Origin of the sequence: Segatella copri DSM 18205 (assembly GCF_025151535.1) — a bacterium.
In the GTDB taxonomy this organism is placed as follows: domain Bacteria; phylum Bacteroidota; class Bacteroidia; order Bacteroidales; family Bacteroidaceae; genus Prevotella; species Prevotella copri.
Genome location: NZ_CP102288.1, coordinates 2,242,677 through 2,262,558 on the forward strand (window position 1 = coordinate 2,242,677; position 19,882 = coordinate 2,262,558).

The window sequence follows — 19,882 nt, forward strand, 5'->3', positions numbered from 1 at the left end:
TTGTACAATTATTAGAAAGATTTATTTTAACGCTCATTACTTCTCCACATTCTGTACGAAACTTCCGTTGCCAGGATTATCAATGGCTCCCTTAGGGAATGGGAAGGTCCAGAGATGAGAGGATGGAGCAAGACTTATCTGCTTGCCATCTATCTCTTTTGTCAGCGTGCGGGCATAGGTACCTTCAGCATTGAAGCGACGAGCATCGCCAAACGGCACGATAGAGAAGATAAGTTGATTATCCTTAGCTTGACGTATATACCGGATAGCTTCTGCCACAGAGGACGCCGATAGTGGCTGATATTTCTCTGGAAGGATATATGTCTTACGCACCTCATTGAGCACATCCATAGCATCTGTCAACTGATTCTTACGAGCCAAGCATTCAGCCTTGATAAGATACTGCTCCACGGTTCTCATACCAGCAAGATTGATATAGCCATTGGTCAACCCCTGATAATAAGTTTCTGCACCCATCGTTCTTAGTTTCCAATTGCTCAAGAAATAAGCATCTCCCTCTTCGAATCCGGCAGCACGATTTACCGGTATCTTGAATATCGCAGATGCATAGTTGGAACTATTATCGGCATAATTGAAATTATAACAGTCCTGGCTATCAAATCCCAATGGCGTTTTCAAAGAAGGATAAACACCCTCTTGGCCTATCACACCCTTATTATCATTATAGAATCCAACCCAATCAACCAACTTATCATTAATGGCAAGAGCCTTATCAGCAAACTCCAACGCCTTTTCATAGTTCATCATCTGAAGATAGGTACGTGCCAACATAGCATAGGCAGCTCCCTTGCCCGGATGGAGGAGCGTGGTACCCATATCTGGAAGATCAGCTACCGACGTGTTCAAATCATTCAAAATGAATTCATAGATTTCCTGAATGGTGGCCTGATGATATGGAGCATTCTGAAGACTGCTCGTAATCAGAGGTACACTCAACTTACTGGCAGCATTTGAAGGCTCGTAGGTATCAGCATAATAATTAGCGAGATTGAAATAGTTCATCGCACGCAACACTCTGGCATATGCCATCACCTCAGCCTTTTCTTTCTCAGTACCTTCTGTTGTATTAGGCACATCTTCCAATATCAGATTGCAGGTATTGATAGTGCCATAAGCCACATAATAAGTACTCTCATCTGCAGAGTTCCAATAGGCACGATCGGTTTCCTCCTCCCAATTGTAGTTAGCCTTATACATCGGATAATAACTGGCATACGAATTGGTGAGATATTCATCATTAAGCAAATAGCACGTTTGCAAAACCGGCATGCGATGAGTACCATACTCGTAACGGAGAAAAGCCTCATAGTCGGCGAGCGACTTAGGGATGCGTTTGCCCTTTGGTTCTATATTGAGATAGTTATCGCAAGAGGCAAGTCCCATAACCATGCCCAGCAACAACACCATATATACTAATTTCTGTTTCATTTTCTTCATTATTTAAAAGTTGAGATAAATGCCTAACACATAGTTGGTGGCATTATAACCACCCAGCTGGTACTTAGCCTGTTTGGTCTTTGCCCAGAAGAACGGATTCTCCACATTAGCCTGAACACGGGCACTCTGCATATAGAGCGAACGGCACAGCGACTTTGGCAAATGATAAGCCAGAGAAATGTTGTTCAGACGAATATAACTGGCATCAAGGATATTGATATCAGAATAAAAATAAGTACTATACAAAGAAGATGCAGACAAACCACTTTCGGCAAAAACAGCCTTTGGCACATTGGTATAAGCCTCATCACCTGGTTTCTGCCAACGATTAGCAAGTCCGGCACTAGCTCCCGCAATATTGGAGATATATCCTACGCTGGAATAACTGCAAGTGAGGAAAGCAGGATTGGCATTGCGCATCTTATGACCACCCGCAAAAAGGAACTGCATACTGAAATCGAAATCCTTGTAGCTGATACTGGTTCCGAAAGATCCACTATACTTAGGAGTGGTAGTACCCATGTAAGAGATGGCATCCAATGTCGTTGGCTGATTAGTTACTTTCTCACCATTCTCGTTATACACCTGTGGCAATCCTTCTTCACTCAATCCAGCCCACTTATAGCCATAGATTGCATTATATTCGTTGCCGATAATAGGATAAGCCGAAGGGTAATCCAACTGAAGAATATAAACCGGCGCCTTTACATTTACATAAGTCACCTCATTCTTATTATAAGCATAAGTCATATTGGCTCTCCATGAGAAATCCCTGGTACGCAGAACCTCACCACTCAGGGAAATTTCTACACCACGATTGTACATCTCGCCATTGTTGATGGTATAGGTGCTGTAGCCCCAACCTTCAGTAGGTACACCCATGGAAGAAGCCAGGAGGTCGGTACCCTTTTTGTCGTAATACTCTACAGTACCATTGAGTCGGTTCTTAAAGAGCGAGAAATCGATACCTATATTAAAGGTATTGGTTTTCTCCCAGCTCAGCATCGGATTGGCACGCGACTGCACATATCCCTGTGTACCTCCCACATGCCCGTTATTATTATAGCTTGCCACCATATAAGGGGCAGAATTCTTAGATACGTTACCGGCAATACCATCAGAAACACGGAGTTTCAAATAATTGACCCAATCTGCGTGGAAGAACTTCTCCTTACTGATAATCCAACTGGCACCTACCGACCAGATAGGCTTGTTCTGAAACTTCGAACTGGTTCCCCAGAGATTAGAGCGGTCCCATCGTAAACTACCAGTCAAGCTATAACGGTCATCGTAAGTATAAGCAGCATTACCATATACCGAAACATAACGGTTTACATTTTCATAAGAAGCAGATAAATCAGTCGCAGTCATAGATTTATATCCCAGCACACCCGCTATACCTTTCAACAAATCAGCATCATTCACCATACTGGATGTTAACATCTGAGAATCATAGTTAAACAGTTTGTCTCGATGCAATTCCTGCTTGTTCTGGATGGTTTCCGTGCCCAGAATAGCAGTTACGCTGTGAACATCCTTGAAAGTCTGATCAAAACTCAACTGCTGACGGAAGTTATAAGCAGAGGTATATTGGTCTGAACGAACCAGGATATCCCCATAAGGAATCACATAATTGACAGAGCCATCACCATTATCGGTTGCATACTCGTTTACCACACCCCGAACCTGCGCAGAAGCTTTATCAGCCCAGTTTTCACCACGATATGAAGCTCGTTCGTACTGGAAGGAAGCAGCATACTTCAAACAGGGCAGAATCTGTACATTCAGACGGGCAAAAGTTCGTAAAGCCAACTCCTTGTTGGTGGTAATCTGACGATCCAGCTCTTCCAAAGGAGTGATATCCATATTATAAAGACCATACTTCTGATAGATAGTCAAAGTACTTGCATCATATCTCTCACTCATCGGCTTGGTATAACAAGAGCCATCAGCATTCACTAAATTATCGTATGGCAAAACAGAATATCCAGGAGAAAGGACATTGTAGTTCTGTGTCTGATCCTCACCCACCTTTAGGTAAGCACCTAAATCCAAAGAAAGCCATTTCGTGAAATGAGAAGTATTGGTAAGGTTGATACCTAAACTCTGATTATTGGAATACTTATCTTCGAGGGTATTATACTTATAAGTGACCGAAGCCTTGAAGAGATTATTCACCGAGTTGTTTACAATATTCATATTATACTGCTGATACAACGGATCGCGCTTAGCATACTTCTTCATCTGGTCATAGTAGTTATAACCTTTTCCAGCCAAATCAGTCAGTTTAGCATTCATTTCTGACTCAGAGATATTGCCTGCATAATAATTCAAGATATTGCAGATACCCGCGCTCGTATAGATTTTCTGATCCAACATATTCTGAGCGTATACCTTAGCTCCATTGCCTGCAAGATTCGGATTCTGCGCAGCCCACTCCTTCTCCAAATCAATAACAAGAGAAGAATTGGCGAGATAATCTGTATAATAAGAATAAGGATGCCAGGTAAGAGAAGCATTGAAAGAGACATTGGTCTTACCCTTAGCTGCCGATTTCTTGGTAGTGATGACAATGACACCATTGGCAGCACGAGCACCATAGATGGAAGCAGCTGCAGCATCTTTAAGAACAGTAATACTCTCAATATCATCCATATTCAAATCAGGGATTTCCTCGGTAATATCACCAGTTCCATTGCCGGTCAACTTAGTTTTCTCTACTGGAAAGCCATCTATGACATAGAGAGGAGAAGCAGAGGCATTCATCGTGGTTACGCCACGAATCATGCCGTCATTATATCCGGCAACCTCGCCAGCCAGCACAGTAGAGAGATTACCCAACCTCTTGTCTTTCAGTTCATCAGCTGTTACCTTGGTAAAAGCACCGGTTGCACGCTCCTTAGAGATTGTCTGATAACCCGTTACAACCACTTCACCAAGTATGGTCTTATTTTCAGACATCACAATCTTCACATGATCCCTACCAGCCACCTTTACCTTCTGGTCATTCATACCGACATACGAAACCGTAACCTCATGACATCCTTTAGGAATATAAAACTCAAAATTACCATCCGTATTAGTCACGGTTCCAAAAGGACTGCCAGGCACTACAACAGAAGCGCCAATCATAGGTTCTCCATCCTCATTGGTAATTGTTCCTGAGAGGGGGCGGATGGCAGCTCCATTATCTGTAGCTTCAGCTGCAGTTTTATGTTGCGAAACCTTCTTGACGGTAATAAACTTACCACTTACTGAGTAAGTGAAAGGTTTACCCTGTAAAATCTGCTTTACGGCAGTTGAGGCAGAAGCATTCTTCAGATGAACCGTTGTGGTATAGGACTTTACGTCCTCTATCACAAAACTCACCTTATAATCCGACTCCTGCTGTACTTTTCTCAATGCAGAAGCCAAAGACTCATTAACGAGCGACATCGTGATGCCTCTCTTTGCATTCTGTGCTCCTACAGGCAATGCCATCCATAAAGTCAGGACAGCAAACATGAATACACATCTTACTTCTTTCATATTTCTCTCTTTTTCGTTAATACTATAATAAAAATACGTTTCTGACAGCGAATCGGTAACATCTACTTTCAAAAAATAATAAAAAAAGTTTGTTTTCTTACAAATAAAACTAAAACATCGGCATTTTCAGGAATTATAATTTCCCAGAAATGCCGATGTGACGATACATCAAGATTTACTTAAATACCTTATTCTATATATATAGTATTTCCCTTAAAACTAACCTTTGCAACTCCCAGATTATTCAAGAGTCCTATAGCATCCTCTATACTGCCACTCTTATCTGCGGAGAAATCGAGATGCTTGGTTTTGACTGCAGGATTTCTAAAAACCACCTTACTCTGATAATATGCTGCAAGATTATCCAAGATGTATTCCAAAGTCTGGTCGTGATAATAGAGCACACCATCTGCCCATGCGGTAGTTTCATCCGTATTTACATTAATTATCTGCCCAGAAACAGTCTCCTTTGCACTTAAGGAATATTGCTGTCCCGGATTCAATGTCACAGGTTTATGCTGACTGTTCTTTGCCAGAACTTCCACCTTTCCCTCAACCAAAGTCACTTTACAGTCACTACCCTGATAAGCCTTGATATTAAAAGAAGTACCCAAGTCCTTGGTCAAGACACCACCTGCATCCACCACAAAAGGACGCTTACTGTCGTGCCTTACCTTGAAGAATGCTTCTCCTTCAAGATGCACCATACGCTCTGCTCCCTTAAAGCAGTGGGGATAAGTAATCTTACTATTACTATTGAGCTTTACTTCAGTGCCATCAGCCAGTGTCAGAGTAATCATCTCACCATCTGCAGTCTGAAGCATTGTCATATCTTGTTCAGAAGATACATTTTGCGTTATCCGATTTCCGGTAGCTCCATCAATAGTCTGCCTTGAGCTCACCCACTGCCATACAAAAACTATCGCCAACATAGCAGCAGCGCCCATCAGAGCACTCATCAGCATTTTCATCATCGGATATTGATGTTTCACAGGCTCTTCGGCATCCGAATTTTCTTTGCCTACTATCTTCTCCAACTCCTTGTCAAGATTTGGCAGAGGATATGTTTTGCGTATCATAGCCTGTTCTATGGCAACCAAGTCTTGGAAGTCATTCTGTAAACTCTCATCATTAAAAATATCTGTTTGCTTCATCATATTTCTATTTCTTTACTAAAAATAATACGTTTTACCTACCAAAATGGTAACATCCCCAATTGAGATTCTTTTGATTATTTTCAAGTTTTTATTTGATGATAATGTTCTCTTAACAGTTTCAAGGCCTTTATGATATGGCGCTTGACCGTTTCCTGACAGACATTCATCTCATCTGCCACTTCCCGATATTTCTTATGGTTAAGATAACATTCTTCCAAAACATGACGAGTAGTATCCGGTAACAAATCCAACATTTCTTCTACTTGCCGCTGACGTTCTTTCTGGATATCATTATCTTCATAGCATTGATCTACTGCATGAAGATAGTAATCGGCATATTGTGCATGAACAGCTGTATGCCGAAGATAGTCTAAACACTTATTTTTCACGGTTTTAAGCAAGAAGGCTGGCAAGGTTTGCATGTCATATGAGTCGAAATTCTCCCATACGTGAGCAAAAACGCCACTCACGATATCTCGGCTTGCCTCCTCATCTTTCAGGAGTTGCAGCGCATAATAATATAATCGACCATAATATGATTTGAAAAAATGCCCAAAAACTTCCCGCTTATTCATCTATACCTAATTCTATGTTGATTACTAGAAACAATATGCCATATATGGCGCATGATACACCATATATGGCTTTGAATATTCTTATTATTAGTCTTCCAACTGGAACAGAGGATCATCTGGAGTCAGCATGGTAGGCTTCTGGTCGAATTCCTTCAAGAGCTGCTCAGAAGCATACTTTTTGTTTACTACCAGGCGGAACATGTACTCGTTGAACCAATCGTTGGTCATGATGAAGCAACCGGCAAAACCATTGTCAGCACCCCAACTGTTCTCCACCTTCCACTTTACAGGCTTGCCATTGGCATCGAGATCTACAGCTGTCAGCGTCATGGCATGAGTAGAACCGCTATCGAAAGTAGCGATGCGGTCAGCCTTGTTCATTGGGAATGAGGTATTGAAGAGACTTCCATAGTCGTAGTTGTCGAGTGCCAGATAGCCGCGCTTGCGGTCGAGCTGCTTGCCCACATCATAGCTTGAATACATCTTATGACCGTCCTTTAGAGAGGCGATGGCGAGCTGGGCAATCTCCTCCATAGGCAAGTTCAGATACTTCCAGTTATGACCATCATAAGTATGACGGTCGTACTCTACCTCGTATGTCTTGTGGTAAGGACGGCGTGGATCGTTCATCACCATCAGGAAGGTACCGTTCAAGTCCTTGCCTACGGTTTCCTCATAGAAACTCTTAGGAGTATACTTTTTAGCCTCGCCAATCTGCTTGCCATCCTTGTCGCGGAAAGCATAGGTAAATTCCTTTACCGGTTCACCGAGAGTAAGACTCAGCATGTGATAAACCTGACCGAGCATCTCGTTCTTGCGAGCCTGGATAGCTGCAGATTTCTTGCCCTGAGCCACCATCTTACGGAGTTCCAGACCATACTCGCGGAGCTTGCTGCTTACGAGACGGCTCATCTTGGAAGTATTGTTGCTTGAGAAGGTCTCAGGCTGGGCACTCATAGGTACAAGACCATACTTGCTTGCCAAATCGGCAACACCACAGAAAGTACCACCATCATTGAGCGGATTCTTGAAGAAGAACTGCACCTGAGGATCCTCGATGCTCTTCTTGCCAAGGTCGATAACACCCTGAAGCATCAGGTTAGCCTTCTCCAGCTGGTCATAGAAGAAGAGATAATCCTGAGAATACTCCACCACTCTACCCTGCTTGTCATTGAGGGCGAAGTTAGAACGGAGCACATTGAAACCGCTGAACATCCAGCAACGGCCCGAACTCTTCTGGTTGTGAATGCTCTGCGAAGGAGTCTCGATGCTGAAATGAGTATCAACCGGGGCCTCGTTGGCATGATTCTTCACAAGGTCATCAATGCTGTTGTTGGCTATCGCATTGAAGAGTGCCTTGTTGGCTACACCTGCCTGCTGGCTTTTCTCCATCTGCTGGAGAGCAGACTGACTGATGCCGCCACCTTTGGTCTGCGCCATCAGAGACATGGAAGCCATCATCATGGCTCCCAAAAGTAATACATTTTTTCTCATCACGATAAAGGTATTTATTTGCTTATTATTATATAACTAATTCCGGATTTCATTCCTTTTTCTGAAATTTCTTTTGCAAAAATACAAAGAATAATCGGAAAAAGCGAAAATATTGCCTCAAAAGTGCTTTATATAGGAAAAAAGCATTATCTTTGCACAAGATTTTCACGAAGAAAACATGGACAAGAACAAGTTTAGTCTATTAAGTAGTATAAAATACCCGGAAGATTTGAGACGGCTGAGCATTGACCAGCTGCCACAAGTCTGCAAAGAGTTAAGAGAAGACATTATCGACGAGGTTGCCGTCAACCCCGGTCATTTTGCCTCCTCTCTTGGCGTGGTGGAAATAACCGTAGCCCTACATTATATCTACAACACCCCATACGATCGTATTGTATGGGATGTGGGACACCAGGCCTACGGACATAAGATATTAACAGGACGCCGCGAAAACTTCTGCACCAACCGCAAGTTGCACGGCATCCGTCCATTCCCTACACCTTTAGAAAGCGAATATGATACCTTCGCCTGCGGACATGCGAGCAATTCCATCTCCGCAGCACTCGGTATGGCCGTTGCCGCACGCGAAAACGGAGATACCGACAGGCATGTGGTAGCCGTCATTGGCGATGGAGCCATGAGCGGCGGACTGGCTTTCGAGGGACTGAACAACGTATCAAGTACACCTAACGACATGCTCATCATCCTGAACGACAACGATATGAGCATCGACCGGGCTGTGGGCGGTATGGAGAAATATCTCCTGAACCTCGATACCAACGAGACCTACAACCGCCTGCGCTTCAAGGCATCGCAGTGGCTGCACTCCAAAGGCTATCTCACCGAAGACCGTAAGAAGGGCATCCTGCGCCTGAACAATGCACTGAAGTCGGCACTGAGTCATCAGCAGAACATCTTCGAGGGTATGAATATCCGCTACTTCGGACCTTTCGACGGTCATGACGTGAAGGAAGTGGCGAGAGTGCTCAAACAGCTCAAGAACATGAAGGGTCCTAAGCTGCTGCACCTGCATACCACCAAGGGAAAGGGTTACGAACCTGCCGAGAAGAGTGCTACCATCTGGCACGCGCCAGGCAAATTCGATCCGGAAACGGGTGAGAGAATCATTGCCGATACCAGCAACCAGCCTCCTAAATATCAGGATGTTTTCGGAGAGACGCTGCTGGAACTGGCTCAGAAAAATCCGAAGATTGTAGGTGTGACGCCAGCCATGCCTACAGGATGCTCCATGAACATCATGATGAAGGCGATGCCAAACCGTACCTTCGATGTAGGTATTGCCGAGGGGCATGCCGTCACCTTCTCAGGAGGTATGGCGAAAGACGGACTCATCCCTTTCTGCAACATCTACAGTTCGTTTGCACAGCGTGCCTACGATAACATCATCCACGACATGGCACTGCTCAACCTGCCGGTTATCATGTGTCTTGACCGTGCCGGACTGGTAGGTGAAGACGGACCTACCCATCATGGTGCCTTCGATATGGCGGCTCTCCGTCCGATTCCGCATCTCACCATCGCATCTCCGATGAACGAACATGAGTTGCGCAACCTGATGTATTCAGCCCAGTTGCCAGGTCATGGCAGCTATGTAATCCGTTATCCGAGAGGCAAGGGTGTGCTCGTAGACTGGCGCAACCCGATGGAGGAAATCAAGACCGGTACCGGCAGAAAACTGAAAGACGGCACCGATGTAGCCGTTCTCACCATCGGTCCTATAGGAAACGATGCTGCCCAGGCTATTGCTGAGGTAGAAGCCGAAACCGGAATGAGCATCGCCCACTACGATATGCGATTCCTCAAGCCACTCGATGAAGACATTCTGAAAGAGGTGGGCGAAAAGTTCAGCCGCATCATCACCATCGAAGACGGCGTTCGTATGGGCGGTATGGGCTCAGCCGTACTGGAATGGATGAACGACCATGACTATCAGCCAAAGATGACCCGAATGGGATTGCCAGATGAGTTTGTGGAACACGGAACCGTGGCACAGCTCAGAGAAATCGTACATCTCGATAAAGAATCAATCAAAGAAGCAATTAAGAAATGAAAATAATTATAGCTGGCGCATATGCCATAGGTACTCACCTGGCGAGACTCCTGTCACGCAGCAATGAAGAGATTACGCTCATCGATGAAAGCGAAGAGCGTCTGGCAAGCATTGGCTCCGACTGCGACCTGCTCACCATGCTGGGCAAGCCTACCAGTCTTCACATCTTACGCGATGCGGGGGTTGCAGATGCCGACCTCTTCATCGCCGTTACTCCGGTAGAAAGTACCAACATCACAGCTAGCATCCTTGCCAAGAACCTGGGTGCCAAAAGAACGGTGGCCCGCGTGGATAATCCGGAATATATGGATCAGCAGGCTCAGGAATTCTTCAAAGAATTAGGTATCAGCAAACTGATTTATCCGGAGATGCTCGCAGCCGTAGATATCAATAACGGACTGAAAATGAGTTGGGTACGTCAGCGCTGGGATGTGCACGACGGCGCACTCGTCATGCTCGGCATCAAACTGCGCGAAGGATGCGAGATACTGAACGAACCGCTCAAGAACATCAGCGGTCCTAACGACCCATACCACGTGGTAGCCATCAAGCGAGGCAGTGATACCATCATCCCTGGCGGTAACGACGAGCTGAAACTCTACGACCTCGCCTACTTCATGACCACCCGCAACTATATTCCATATATCCGCAAGATTGTAGGCAAGGAGCACTATGTGGATGTGAAGAACGTGATGATTATGGGTGGCGGACGCACAGCCGTAAGAGCCGTGAAGAAGATGCCGGAATATATGGAATGCAAGATTATCGAGATGAGTGAGGAGCGCTGCGAATATCTCAACGATATTCTCGATGAGAACAAGACGCTCATCATTCATGGTGACGGACGCGACATTCCGCTGCTCGTAGAAGAAGGTATCCGCAGTACTCAGGCCTTCGTGGCACTGACCGGTAACGCCGAAACCAATATCCTGGCCTGTCTTACCGCCAAGAGAATGGGTGTGCGCAAGACGGTGGCTGCCGTAGAAAACGTAGACTACGTGAGCATGGCAGAGAGTCTGGATATCGGTACCATCATCAACAAGAAGATGATTGCCGCCAGCTACATCTACCAGATGATGCTCGATGCCGACGTGATGAACGTGAGATTCCTGATGAGTGCTAACGCCGATGTAGCTGAGTTTATAGCCAAAGAAGGTTCGAAGGTAACCAAGAAACCGGTGAAGGAACTCGGCATGCCTATCGGTGTAACCATCGGTGGACTGGTTCGCGGTGAAGAAGGAATGCTCGTTTCGGGTAATACCCAGATAGAACCGGGCGACTCGGTGATGGTTTTCTGCCACAACATCAACATGAAGAAAATTGAGAAATACTTCATCTAAGCGTGAAGGAGATAGAGAAATACTTCATATATGATAAACAGCAAATTAATATATAAGATTTTAGGGCAACTGCTTTTCATAGAAGCATTCCTGCTCTTCGTCAGTCTGCTGGTAGCTTTCTATTACCAGCAGGACGACATCTTTGCCTTCATTGTGGCAACACTTACCACCATCGGAGGCGGACTGGTGCTGAAATGGCGAGGTCATGGAGCCGATAACTCAATGTCGCGCCGTGATGCCTATCTCGTGGTAACGCTCTCATGGATTGTATTCAGTTTCTTCGGAACCCTCCCCTTCATGGTGAGTGGATACATCAATAACTTTACCGATGCCTACTTTGAAACCATGTCGGGATTTACGACCACGGGAGCTACAATATTAGACGATGTAGAATGCTTCCCCCACGGACTGCTTTTCTGGCGTTCGCTCACCCAATGGATAGGCGGTCTGGGAATCGTGTTCTTCACCATCGCCCTGCTGCCATCGCTTGTAGGTGGACAGACCAAGGTGTTTGCTGCCGAGGCAACAGGACCTATCAAAACGAAACTGCATCCCCGGCTTTCCACTTCGGCTAAATGGATATGGAGTATCTATCTGATGCTCACCATTGCCTGCATCGCATCCTACTATGTGGCAGGAATGAGTCTCTTCGACAGTTTCAACTATGCGATGACCACTACGGCTACAGGAGGTTTCTCTACTCATAACAGCAGTACCTCGTTTTTCCATTCGCCGGCACTGGAATACATCTGTGCCTTCTTCTGCTTCCTGTCGGGTGTTAATTTCACCCTGCTCTATGCAGCCGTCATCAAGTTCAAGATCAAGGATCTGTTCAAGAATTCAGAGTTTAAGTTCTATATGTTCCTCGTTACAGCCTTCACGGCTTTCATCATGGTAGAGCTGATAGCGATGCGCAACTACGATGTGGAACATGCCTTCAGAAGTGCTATCTTCCAGGTGGTTTCTTTCATCACTACCACCGGTCTGTTTAACGACGATGCAGCCCTCTGGCCTCACGTTACCTGGGTGGTATTGGCAGCCTGCATGTTTTTCGGAGCCTGCTCGGGCAGTACGAGTGGAGGTTTGAAATGTATCCGTGGCGTGATGCTGGTAAGAATGGTGAAGAATGAATTCCGCCAGATTCTGCATCCTAACGCCGTACTGCCATTGAAGATTGATGGTGTGAACGTACCGATGCAGAAGCGTGTTACGCTGCTTGCCTTCCTCACCACTTATCTCATCATCTGTCTGGTGATATCGTTCACGATGATAGCCATGGGCATCGACAATACCAATGCCATCACCATCACCCTGAGTTGTGTTGGTAATGTGGGACCTACGCTGGGTACGGAAATCGGACCAACCATGTCGTGGAGCGAACTGCCGGATGTGGCAAAATGGTTCTGCTCGCTGATGATGCTCATCGGTCGTCTGGAAATATTCAGTGTGCTGGTTATCTTAACGCCAGCATTCTGGAGAGAGAACTAACATACCCAGAGGGGGAGTTAGAAAATAAAAGAGAAGTTGATATTTGAAGTAAGAAATACGCTTACTAGACTAAGTATATTTCGCACAAAAAGCGTTATATATAATAAGGTATAGGTTCAGCAAAAGCCTTACCGGAGAGTAAGAAACCGTACCGAAGAGTACATTTATAAACTAAATACAGGTAAAAAGAGCCTGGCGAGATATCATCTGCCTGCTTTCTTTTTACCTTTTTACTTTTTTACCTTAAATATCCTTTTTACCTTTCCAAATACTTTTCCACATCCGCCTGTATCTTCTGGAATTCCGGTGAGAACTGGTAGAAGGTGTTTTTCTTCATCATCATTTTTACCTTGCCCAGACTGTTCTCATAGCATGCCATTTCGGTGCGGGCCTGCTCGGAATGGAGGGCACGGTCGCGGATTTCATTCTCCCTATCGTTGCGCAAAGCATCGCAGACGCTCTGGACGATGGGACTTACTACCAGGTCGAAGAGATGATGACCCTGTATATATAAATAGGTATTGCTCTCGTTTACACCCAGATTATTGAGGTAAAGAGCCATTTCATCCAACTCATCCTTAAGCTTCTTGAAGCGGCGCTCCAGCTGGAACAGCTTTGCCCGCACCTTCTTTCCCAAATAATCTATCGCCCATTTAGGATCCTGGATTCGGACAGAAGGCAGCATGATGACCTTATCAAACTCCGCCATATCAAAATGCATCGACATCTTGCGATGACGCACATAGAACAGCATGTGCCATAAGAAGAGGGGCCAGATGGTACGGGAATAGGACTCAAGAAAACGCTCGAAATCGAAGATGCGACGGTCGTTGAGCGTCACCATCACACAGGTTTCGTGCAATCCTCTGGCATAACATTGGAAGTTTTCAATGGCATAGGCATAGGTATGGAAGATGTAAGGATTCTCCAACATCTGCTGGGAAGACTCAGTTGAGCCCTGACGCAGATAATCGTAATCGGCATCTACACAGGCTATCATATCCCTACCTACTCCCTTCAGCATACTGGAGATAGCAGCCTTCTTGCCTCGGTCTAAATGCTGGTTACGGGTAGGCAGCATGATATCAAAATAGCGTTTTTCATTTTCAAACTTTCCCAGTACAGAACGCCAGAAGAAGACATCATCATAGCTCTCGACGTAAGCCACAATCTTGCGCCGAGCCTTCTTCGAAGTCATCCTGTTGGCTGCCTCGAAGAACTGGGAATTGATATTATCAGTTAAACGTTTAGCCATAATACTTCTTTTTCACTTATATCGTGATGTCGCTCACATCCGTCACCCTATCGGTCCATCCATCCATGACCACAGCAGGACTGTGGGTGGTCATGATGATCTGGATATTCGGATTAAGCTGCAGCACCAGACCGATGAGCTGCTTCTGCCATTCGAAATGAAGGCTGATTTCCGGCTCATCCATAAAGAGGACGTATGACTGGTTATCCTCCACTAGCACGGTGAGGAGGATGGCAAGAATCTGCTTCTCACCAGCCGAGAGCTGATAAGGCGAGAGCTGCTCGCCTATCTGGTTGAAGCGGATTTCGTTGGCAGTACGGATGATGGTCTTGCCGGTATCCTTGAAAAGATTATCTACCATATCCTGGAACATCTTCTTCGGTTCACTCAGTTTCTGAGCCTTGAAGGCTGCATCCGGTTCGCCACTCTGCAAGACGGCGATGATGCGGTTGCCGATGTTCACCTGGTAATCCAGATACTTGCGCTGCAACTGGAAGAGCTGCCAGTCGAGTTCGGTAACCAGGGTAAGGTCTATCCTGTTGATCATCTCGGCATTCATCAATGGTCTATCTACCGATCGGATTACATCGTAGCGAATCCACTTTGCCTCCTCCGGCTCCACCTTCAGATGCACACCTTTGATCATGTGACTAGGGAATTCACCGCCAGCCGCCAGACCCTTTACCACCTTATTTAATATAGTACTCTTGCCCACGCCGTTTACACCACTCAGGATATTGACACGGCGGTCTAGGTTCCAAAGAATATGTTTGGTACCGCTCCAGAGAGATTCAATCTCTATCTGTTTGATATAATCAGCATATTTCTGCATAAGAATAATCTCCTATCTTTAACCGTCAAGAACGGAAAAAGACTATTGTCTTAACTTCTTAACTCCTTTAAGTTTCAAAAAATATACCGCAAATATAGCAAAATTCCTCGAATTTTTGTACCTTTGCACTCGATTTTATTCAAAAATAGGAAGATTTAAATAGAAATAAGGAAAAAATGGATAACAAACGACCTCTTATCGCCCACCTGTGCCTCTTCTGTTCCGGCGCATTCTGGGGACTGATGGCTCCCGTAGGCAAGGATGCCATGCTTCACGGCATCAACGGCATCGACCTGGTGAGCTTCCGTGTTTTGGGTGGTGCTCTCCTCTTTTGGCTCACCTCATTATTCACCAAGAAAGAGCATGTTCCAGTAAAAGACATCTTCAAGTTTGCTGCTGCCGGACTCTTCGCCCTCGTGTTCAACCAGTGTTCTTACACCATCGGTCTGAACATGACCTCGCCTAGCAATTCCAGCATCATGACCACCTCGATGCCTATCTTCGCCATGGTTCTCTCCTTCCTGATATTGAAGGAGCCTATCACCTGGAAGAAGGCACTCGGTGTATTGATGGGATGCGCAGGTGCCGTCATCATCATCATGACGAGTGCTACGGCTGGCAATGCCAAGGTGGGAAACATCTGGGGCGACCTGCTCTGTATGTCGGCGCAGCTTTCCTTCGCCCTCTACCTGTCGCTCTTCAAGAACCTGCTGTCTAAGTATTCGCTCTTCACCATCAACAAGTGGATGTTCCTCTGGGCAACGGTCCTGATATGGCCTTTCACCATCAGCCACGTGATGAGCATCGACTTTGCCCATGTTCCGATGAGCACCTGGTGGGAAACGGGCTACGTCATCTTCTTCGGCACCTTCCTGGGTTACATCTGCATGATGATTGGTCAGAAGACGTTGCGCCCTACCGTGGTAAGTGTATATAATTATGTGCAGCCGCTGGTATCGGTTACCGTGAGTGTTTTCGTGGGTCTCGCCGTATTCAAGGGTATGCAGGCGATTGCTGCCATCCTCATCTTCTCTGGTGTATGGCTCGTGGTAAAGAGCAAGTCGAAGCATGATATCGACCAGCACGACCACAGCCTGGCCTACGAGAAAAGGCATCCTTAAAAGATTTAATGTCTATTTATAAAACAGAAACTGTCCCCATCTGAGATAACAGATGAGGACAGTTTTTTATATAAGAAAAGAAGATCAGCAACCGAAGTAAACCATCAGTCCGCCCAATACGATATACAGCAGGGCGTATGGGATGGCCGAACGGAGAATCTCTCCATCCTTTCCCTCCATATCGCAGGCTGCAGTAGCAATGGCAATACTCTGCGGACTGATCATCTTGCCACCCGTGGCTCCCGTGGTATTGGCAGCAACCAGCCAGTTTTCCTGACCGCCCTCCATACCGAAGAATGTGCTCTGCCCCGTCATGCCCAACTGGTTGGCAACATGAGCCTGGAGCTTGGCAAAGAGGATATTCGAAGAGGTATCAGACCCCGTAACGAAGGTTCCAATGGCACCAATCATCGGTGCTACCAGAGGATAGAAATCTCCCGTTAATGCCACCAGTCCGGAGGCGATGGAAGTAATCATTCCCGAATAGTTCATCACGCTCGCCAGGGCTATCAGCGAACAGATGGTTACCACCGTCTTTCGCAGATTCACCGTGGTACGGGCAAGAATCACCAACAGTCTCTTAAGGCTCAATCCCTGAATCAATCCACCAATCGTAGCACCCAGGAAGAGCATCAGGCCTGCATTGGATATCCAGCCAAACTTAAAGGTGCTGTCGAGCACTGGCAGATGAACCGCACTCACCAGATGACTTTTGAGGAAAGCATTGACCGGAGGACAGAGTGCGCCGGAAACCAGGATGAATATCAATATAAAAAGGTAAACGCTCCATGCCTTCAGGCTTTCGGCAAGCGTAAAGGTTTCCTTATCCTGCACCTTACTCTTTCTGGCAAATACCTTGGCGTATGCGATGATGGCGATAATGGCTGCCAGCGAACCGATGATGGCTGGAGTCTCCGAACCGAGATAATAGCCGCAGACAAACTGCACTATCACGGAAATCACTCCCACCCAGAGGGCGATGATGAGATTCTTGATAAGATTATGCTTATCGGTAAGCGTCAGGATAATAAAAGGCAGGATGATAAAGAGAGGTGCCAGCTGGATAATGGCGAAGGCCGAAGTCTCGCAAATCTGAGCCGCCGAAGCCGATCCGCTTTCAGCCACCTCGTTACAGAGCGTTGTAACCGGTACACCCACGGCACCAAATCCCGTAGCCACGGTATTACCAATCAAGGAAACCAGAGCCGAGAACATCGGTTTGAAGCCGAGTCCGATGAGGATGGCAGCAGGTATCGCCACCGCCGTTCCGAAGCCCGCCATACCTTCGAGCAGTCCGCCGAATCCCCATACGAGGAGCAGCACGAGCAATCCCTTATCATCGGTAATCGATGTAAACTGCTTCTTGATCACCTCTATCTGCTTGCTTTCCACGAGGATATTATAGCTGTAGATAGCCATCAGTATGATGATGAGAATCGGGAATACCGCCTTCAGGATGCCTTCCACCACCGCCCATCCCGTCAGGGCAATCACGCTGTCCTCCGCATGTTCTGGGGCAATCATGCCTAGCGGCGAAGCAGCGAAGAGAGCGAGCAACACGGTAATTACGAGCGTCAGCAAGGCGCTTTTATGACCTGCCATCTTGAAGCCGAGCATCAGGATGAACAGCAACACGATGGGAATAATAGAAACTACAGATGCCATAAGCCATTCAGTTTTTTAATGTTTTCGATTGCTAAATTTTATGTTTATGACTGCAAAAATAACATATTTCTTTGAAAAAAGAAAGCATTATTTGAAAAAAATCTCTTCTTAGATGTCCGATTTTTCAATTTCATACGTCTATAGAGTGTAAAGGTTATGAGAACAGAAGAATTCAACCATATCATCCTACCAATGCGCAGCCACCTGAAAGCGTATGCGCTAAGGTTGACTGAGAGTGACGACAATGCCGAAGACCTCGTGCAGGAAGTCATGCTCAGGCTGTGGGACATGCGCCAAAATATCCAGGCAGAAGACAACCTCAAGGCGCTCGCCATCACCATCATGCGCAACAGGTTTTATGACCAGTGCAGGCATGAGGAGCGGAACTTCACCACCGACAAGGTAATGGAAGTACCCATAGAAGACCGGCGGGCAGAGCAACGGGACGAGGTAAATCTCATCAAACAGATAGTGGCACAGCTCCCGCCCTTGCAGCAGCAGATATTCCGCATGAAGGAGATAGAAGGCTATACTGCCGATGAAATCATGCAGATAACGGGATGCACAGCTGATAATCTCCGAAAGAATCTCTCCAGAGCCCGACTCAAAATCAGAGAGACCTATATGAATATCGTGAAACAGAACAGAACAAAATAAAGAAGGAGGAAAGAATATGAACGATAAAATAAAAAGAATCGATGAATTCAAGGATATCAATGAATTCAAGGATATCAATGAATACCTCAGTTCGGGATAACGAGCTCTATCTAAAGGCTTTATAATGTTTTTATATAAGGGACACAGAGGCTTGGCAACCATCTATATATCTTGGATGGTTGCTGAGACAAAATCCTCCTGTAAAATATGCAATGTTAGAAAAGACTCAGCTGTTTCGTATCTTCGATAACGTATCCAGTAAGTGCCTTGGGCTTGTTGTCAAAGAAACAGTATGCCCCTAATGCAGAAATAATATTTATGATGAAATTCGCAACAGACCTGTGACGTGAATGTACTATCTGAGCCGTATTTTTCAACAGGTCATTAATCGTTTCAATGATGTATCTTTTGCGTAGCATCATCTTGTCATAGAACGGCATTAGTTTGTTCTTCATGTTCACTCTCAGTCCTGTAACCAACTGGATGCCTTCCTCAAAAAGCGAATCGAAGAGTTTTTGCGAGATATAGCCTTTATCTGCAAACAGCTTGCCATACAGACGTTTAGCCAATACATCGAATACCGCTGGATCTTTGTCGCTAACGTTTGCACCAGTGAGAACAAAAGCAATTATCTCACCTCTATCATTACAAGCCAGATGTAGCTTGAACCCATGACACCATCCCATTGTTCCCTTTCCGTCTGTGGCAATGCCTTTGAACACTTTGTTGGCATAACGCCTGAGATTGTGGCATATTGGTATCATGGTTGAATCAACAAAGGTTATACCTGTACATCTGCCAAAAGCACGGAGATTCAGGAAGAACATGAGAGGGAAGAATACGCGACTTTCAAGTTCTACAAAACGGTTATAAGACACTGCATTTGGAAAATATGACTTCAATGTTCCTCTAATAAAGAATAGGTAATAATGCTTGAAGTTTCGGAATGAGCCGAAATGGAAATACAGCAAAATCGTCATGATTTCACTATCAGATAAAGAGGCTTTACGTCGTCTGCGCTTTACTCCATCTTCACTCAAAAGCAATTTTCCTGCATTTTCAGCATCAAAAACTTTGTAAAATTCATCAATAATACAAAATAATTCTGTAACTTTGTCCTTGGTAATCTCCATAATGATATCTTTTTATGTTTGTAACTAATTGTATTTCAACTACAAAGATACAAAAAATATCGGAGATTACCAACTTTTTTAGGCACTATTTCTTATCCCGAACTGAGG

14 protein-coding genes are annotated in these 19,882 nt (G+C 45.5%); 5 read left to right on the top strand and 9 right to left on the bottom strand.

Annotation, left to right across the window (positions count from 1 at the left end):
* Positions 1-36: 36 nt before the first annotated feature.
* From NQ544_RS09550 to NQ544_RS09570, 5 genes are all read right to left on the bottom strand, one after another.
* Entirely contained in the window at positions 37-1,458 is a 1,422-nt protein-coding gene (locus NQ544_RS09550) for a RagB/SusD family nutrient uptake outer membrane protein (RefSeq protein WP_006849377.1), read from the bottom strand.
* A 3-nt stretch (positions 1,459-1,461) separates the two neighbouring features.
* Complete coding sequence (locus NQ544_RS09555) at positions 1,462-4,986, bottom strand: SusC/RagA family TonB-linked outer membrane protein (RefSeq protein ID WP_006849378.1); 3,525 nt, start codon at positions 4,984-4,986, stop codon at positions 1,462-1,464.
* A 188-nt stretch (positions 4,987-5,174) separates the two neighbouring features.
* Positions 5,175-6,143 (bottom strand): FecR family protein, encoded by a 969-nt coding sequence (locus tag NQ544_RS09560; RefSeq protein WP_006849379.1) that lies wholly within the window; start codon positions 6,141-6,143, stop codon positions 5,175-5,177.
* Positions 6,144-6,223: 80 nt separating this feature from the next.
* Positions 6,224-6,718: an RNA polymerase sigma-70 factor gene (locus NQ544_RS09565; RefSeq protein ID WP_006849380.1), complete on the bottom strand. Its 495-nt coding sequence runs from the start codon at positions 6,716-6,718 to the stop codon at positions 6,224-6,226.
* Positions 6,719-6,805: 87 nt separating this feature from the next.
* Entirely contained in the window at positions 6,806-8,212 is a 1,407-nt protein-coding gene (locus tag NQ544_RS09570; protein ID WP_006849381.1) for a C1 family peptidase, read from the bottom strand.
* A 178-nt stretch (positions 8,213-8,390) separates the two neighbouring features.
* Here NQ544_RS09570 and dxs point away from each other — a divergent pair, with 178 nt between their 5' ends.
* Genes dxs through NQ544_RS09585 form a run of 3 tightly spaced genes read left to right on the top strand, consistent with a single transcriptional unit; the run spans position 8,391 to position 13,111 of the window.
* Entirely contained in the window at positions 8,391-10,283 is a 1,893-nt protein-coding gene (gene dxs, locus NQ544_RS09575) for a 1-deoxy-D-xylulose-5-phosphate synthase (protein ID WP_006849382.1), read from the top strand.
* Positions 10,280-11,623: a Trk system potassium transporter TrkA gene (gene trkA, locus NQ544_RS09580; RefSeq protein ID WP_006849383.1), complete on the top strand. Its 1,344-nt coding sequence runs from the start codon at positions 10,280-10,282 to the stop codon at positions 11,621-11,623. The genes dxs and trkA overlap by 4 nt, the downstream gene beginning before the upstream one ends.
* Positions 11,624-11,653: 30 nt before the next feature.
* On the top strand, positions 11,654-13,111 hold the full coding sequence (locus NQ544_RS09585) for a TrkH family potassium uptake protein (RefSeq protein ID WP_006849384.1): 1,458 nt from the start codon (positions 11,654-11,656) through the stop codon (positions 13,109-13,111).
* 256 nt (positions 13,112-13,367) lie between these two features.
* Here the strand turns inward: NQ544_RS09585 and NQ544_RS09590 are convergent, their stop codons facing one another.
* Both NQ544_RS09590 and NQ544_RS09595 read right to left on the bottom strand, forming a co-directional pair.
* Positions 13,368-14,366, bottom strand: a complete 999-nt coding sequence (locus NQ544_RS09590) for a DUF4435 domain-containing protein (RefSeq protein WP_006849385.1) — start codon at positions 14,364-14,366, stop codon at positions 13,368-13,370.
* Between the two features lie 16 nt (positions 14,367-14,382).
* Complete coding sequence (locus NQ544_RS09595; protein WP_006849386.1) at positions 14,383-15,198, bottom strand: AAA family ATPase; 816 nt, start codon at positions 15,196-15,198, stop codon at positions 14,383-14,385.
* A 176-nt stretch (positions 15,199-15,374) separates the two neighbouring features.
* Between NQ544_RS09595 and NQ544_RS09600 the strand changes: the two genes are divergently transcribed.
* Positions 15,375-16,319, top strand: coding sequence for a DMT family transporter (locus tag NQ544_RS09600; protein ID WP_006849387.1), 945 nt, complete (start codon positions 15,375-15,377; stop codon positions 16,317-16,319).
* 84 nt (positions 16,320-16,403) lie between these two features.
* Here NQ544_RS09600 and NQ544_RS09605 read toward each other — a convergent pair whose 3' ends face one another.
* On the bottom strand, positions 16,404-17,984 hold the full coding sequence (locus tag NQ544_RS09605) for an L-lactate permease (protein ID WP_006849388.1): 1,581 nt from the start codon (positions 17,982-17,984) through the stop codon (positions 16,404-16,406).
* Positions 17,985-18,140: 156 nt separating this feature from the next.
* On the opposite strand from NQ544_RS09605, the gene NQ544_RS09610 reads away from it, so the two are divergent.
* Positions 18,141-18,641, top strand: coding sequence for a GFO_1088 family ECF-type sigma factor (locus tag NQ544_RS09610; RefSeq protein WP_006849390.1), 501 nt, complete (start codon positions 18,141-18,143; stop codon positions 18,639-18,641).
* Positions 18,642-18,856: 215 nt separating this feature from the next.
* Here the strand turns inward: NQ544_RS09610 and NQ544_RS09615 are convergent, their stop codons facing one another.
* Positions 18,857-19,774 (bottom strand): IS982 family transposase, encoded by a 918-nt coding sequence (locus NQ544_RS09615; RefSeq protein WP_006848425.1) that lies wholly within the window; start codon positions 19,772-19,774, stop codon positions 18,857-18,859.
* Between the last annotated feature and the right edge of the window lie 108 nt (positions 19,775-19,882).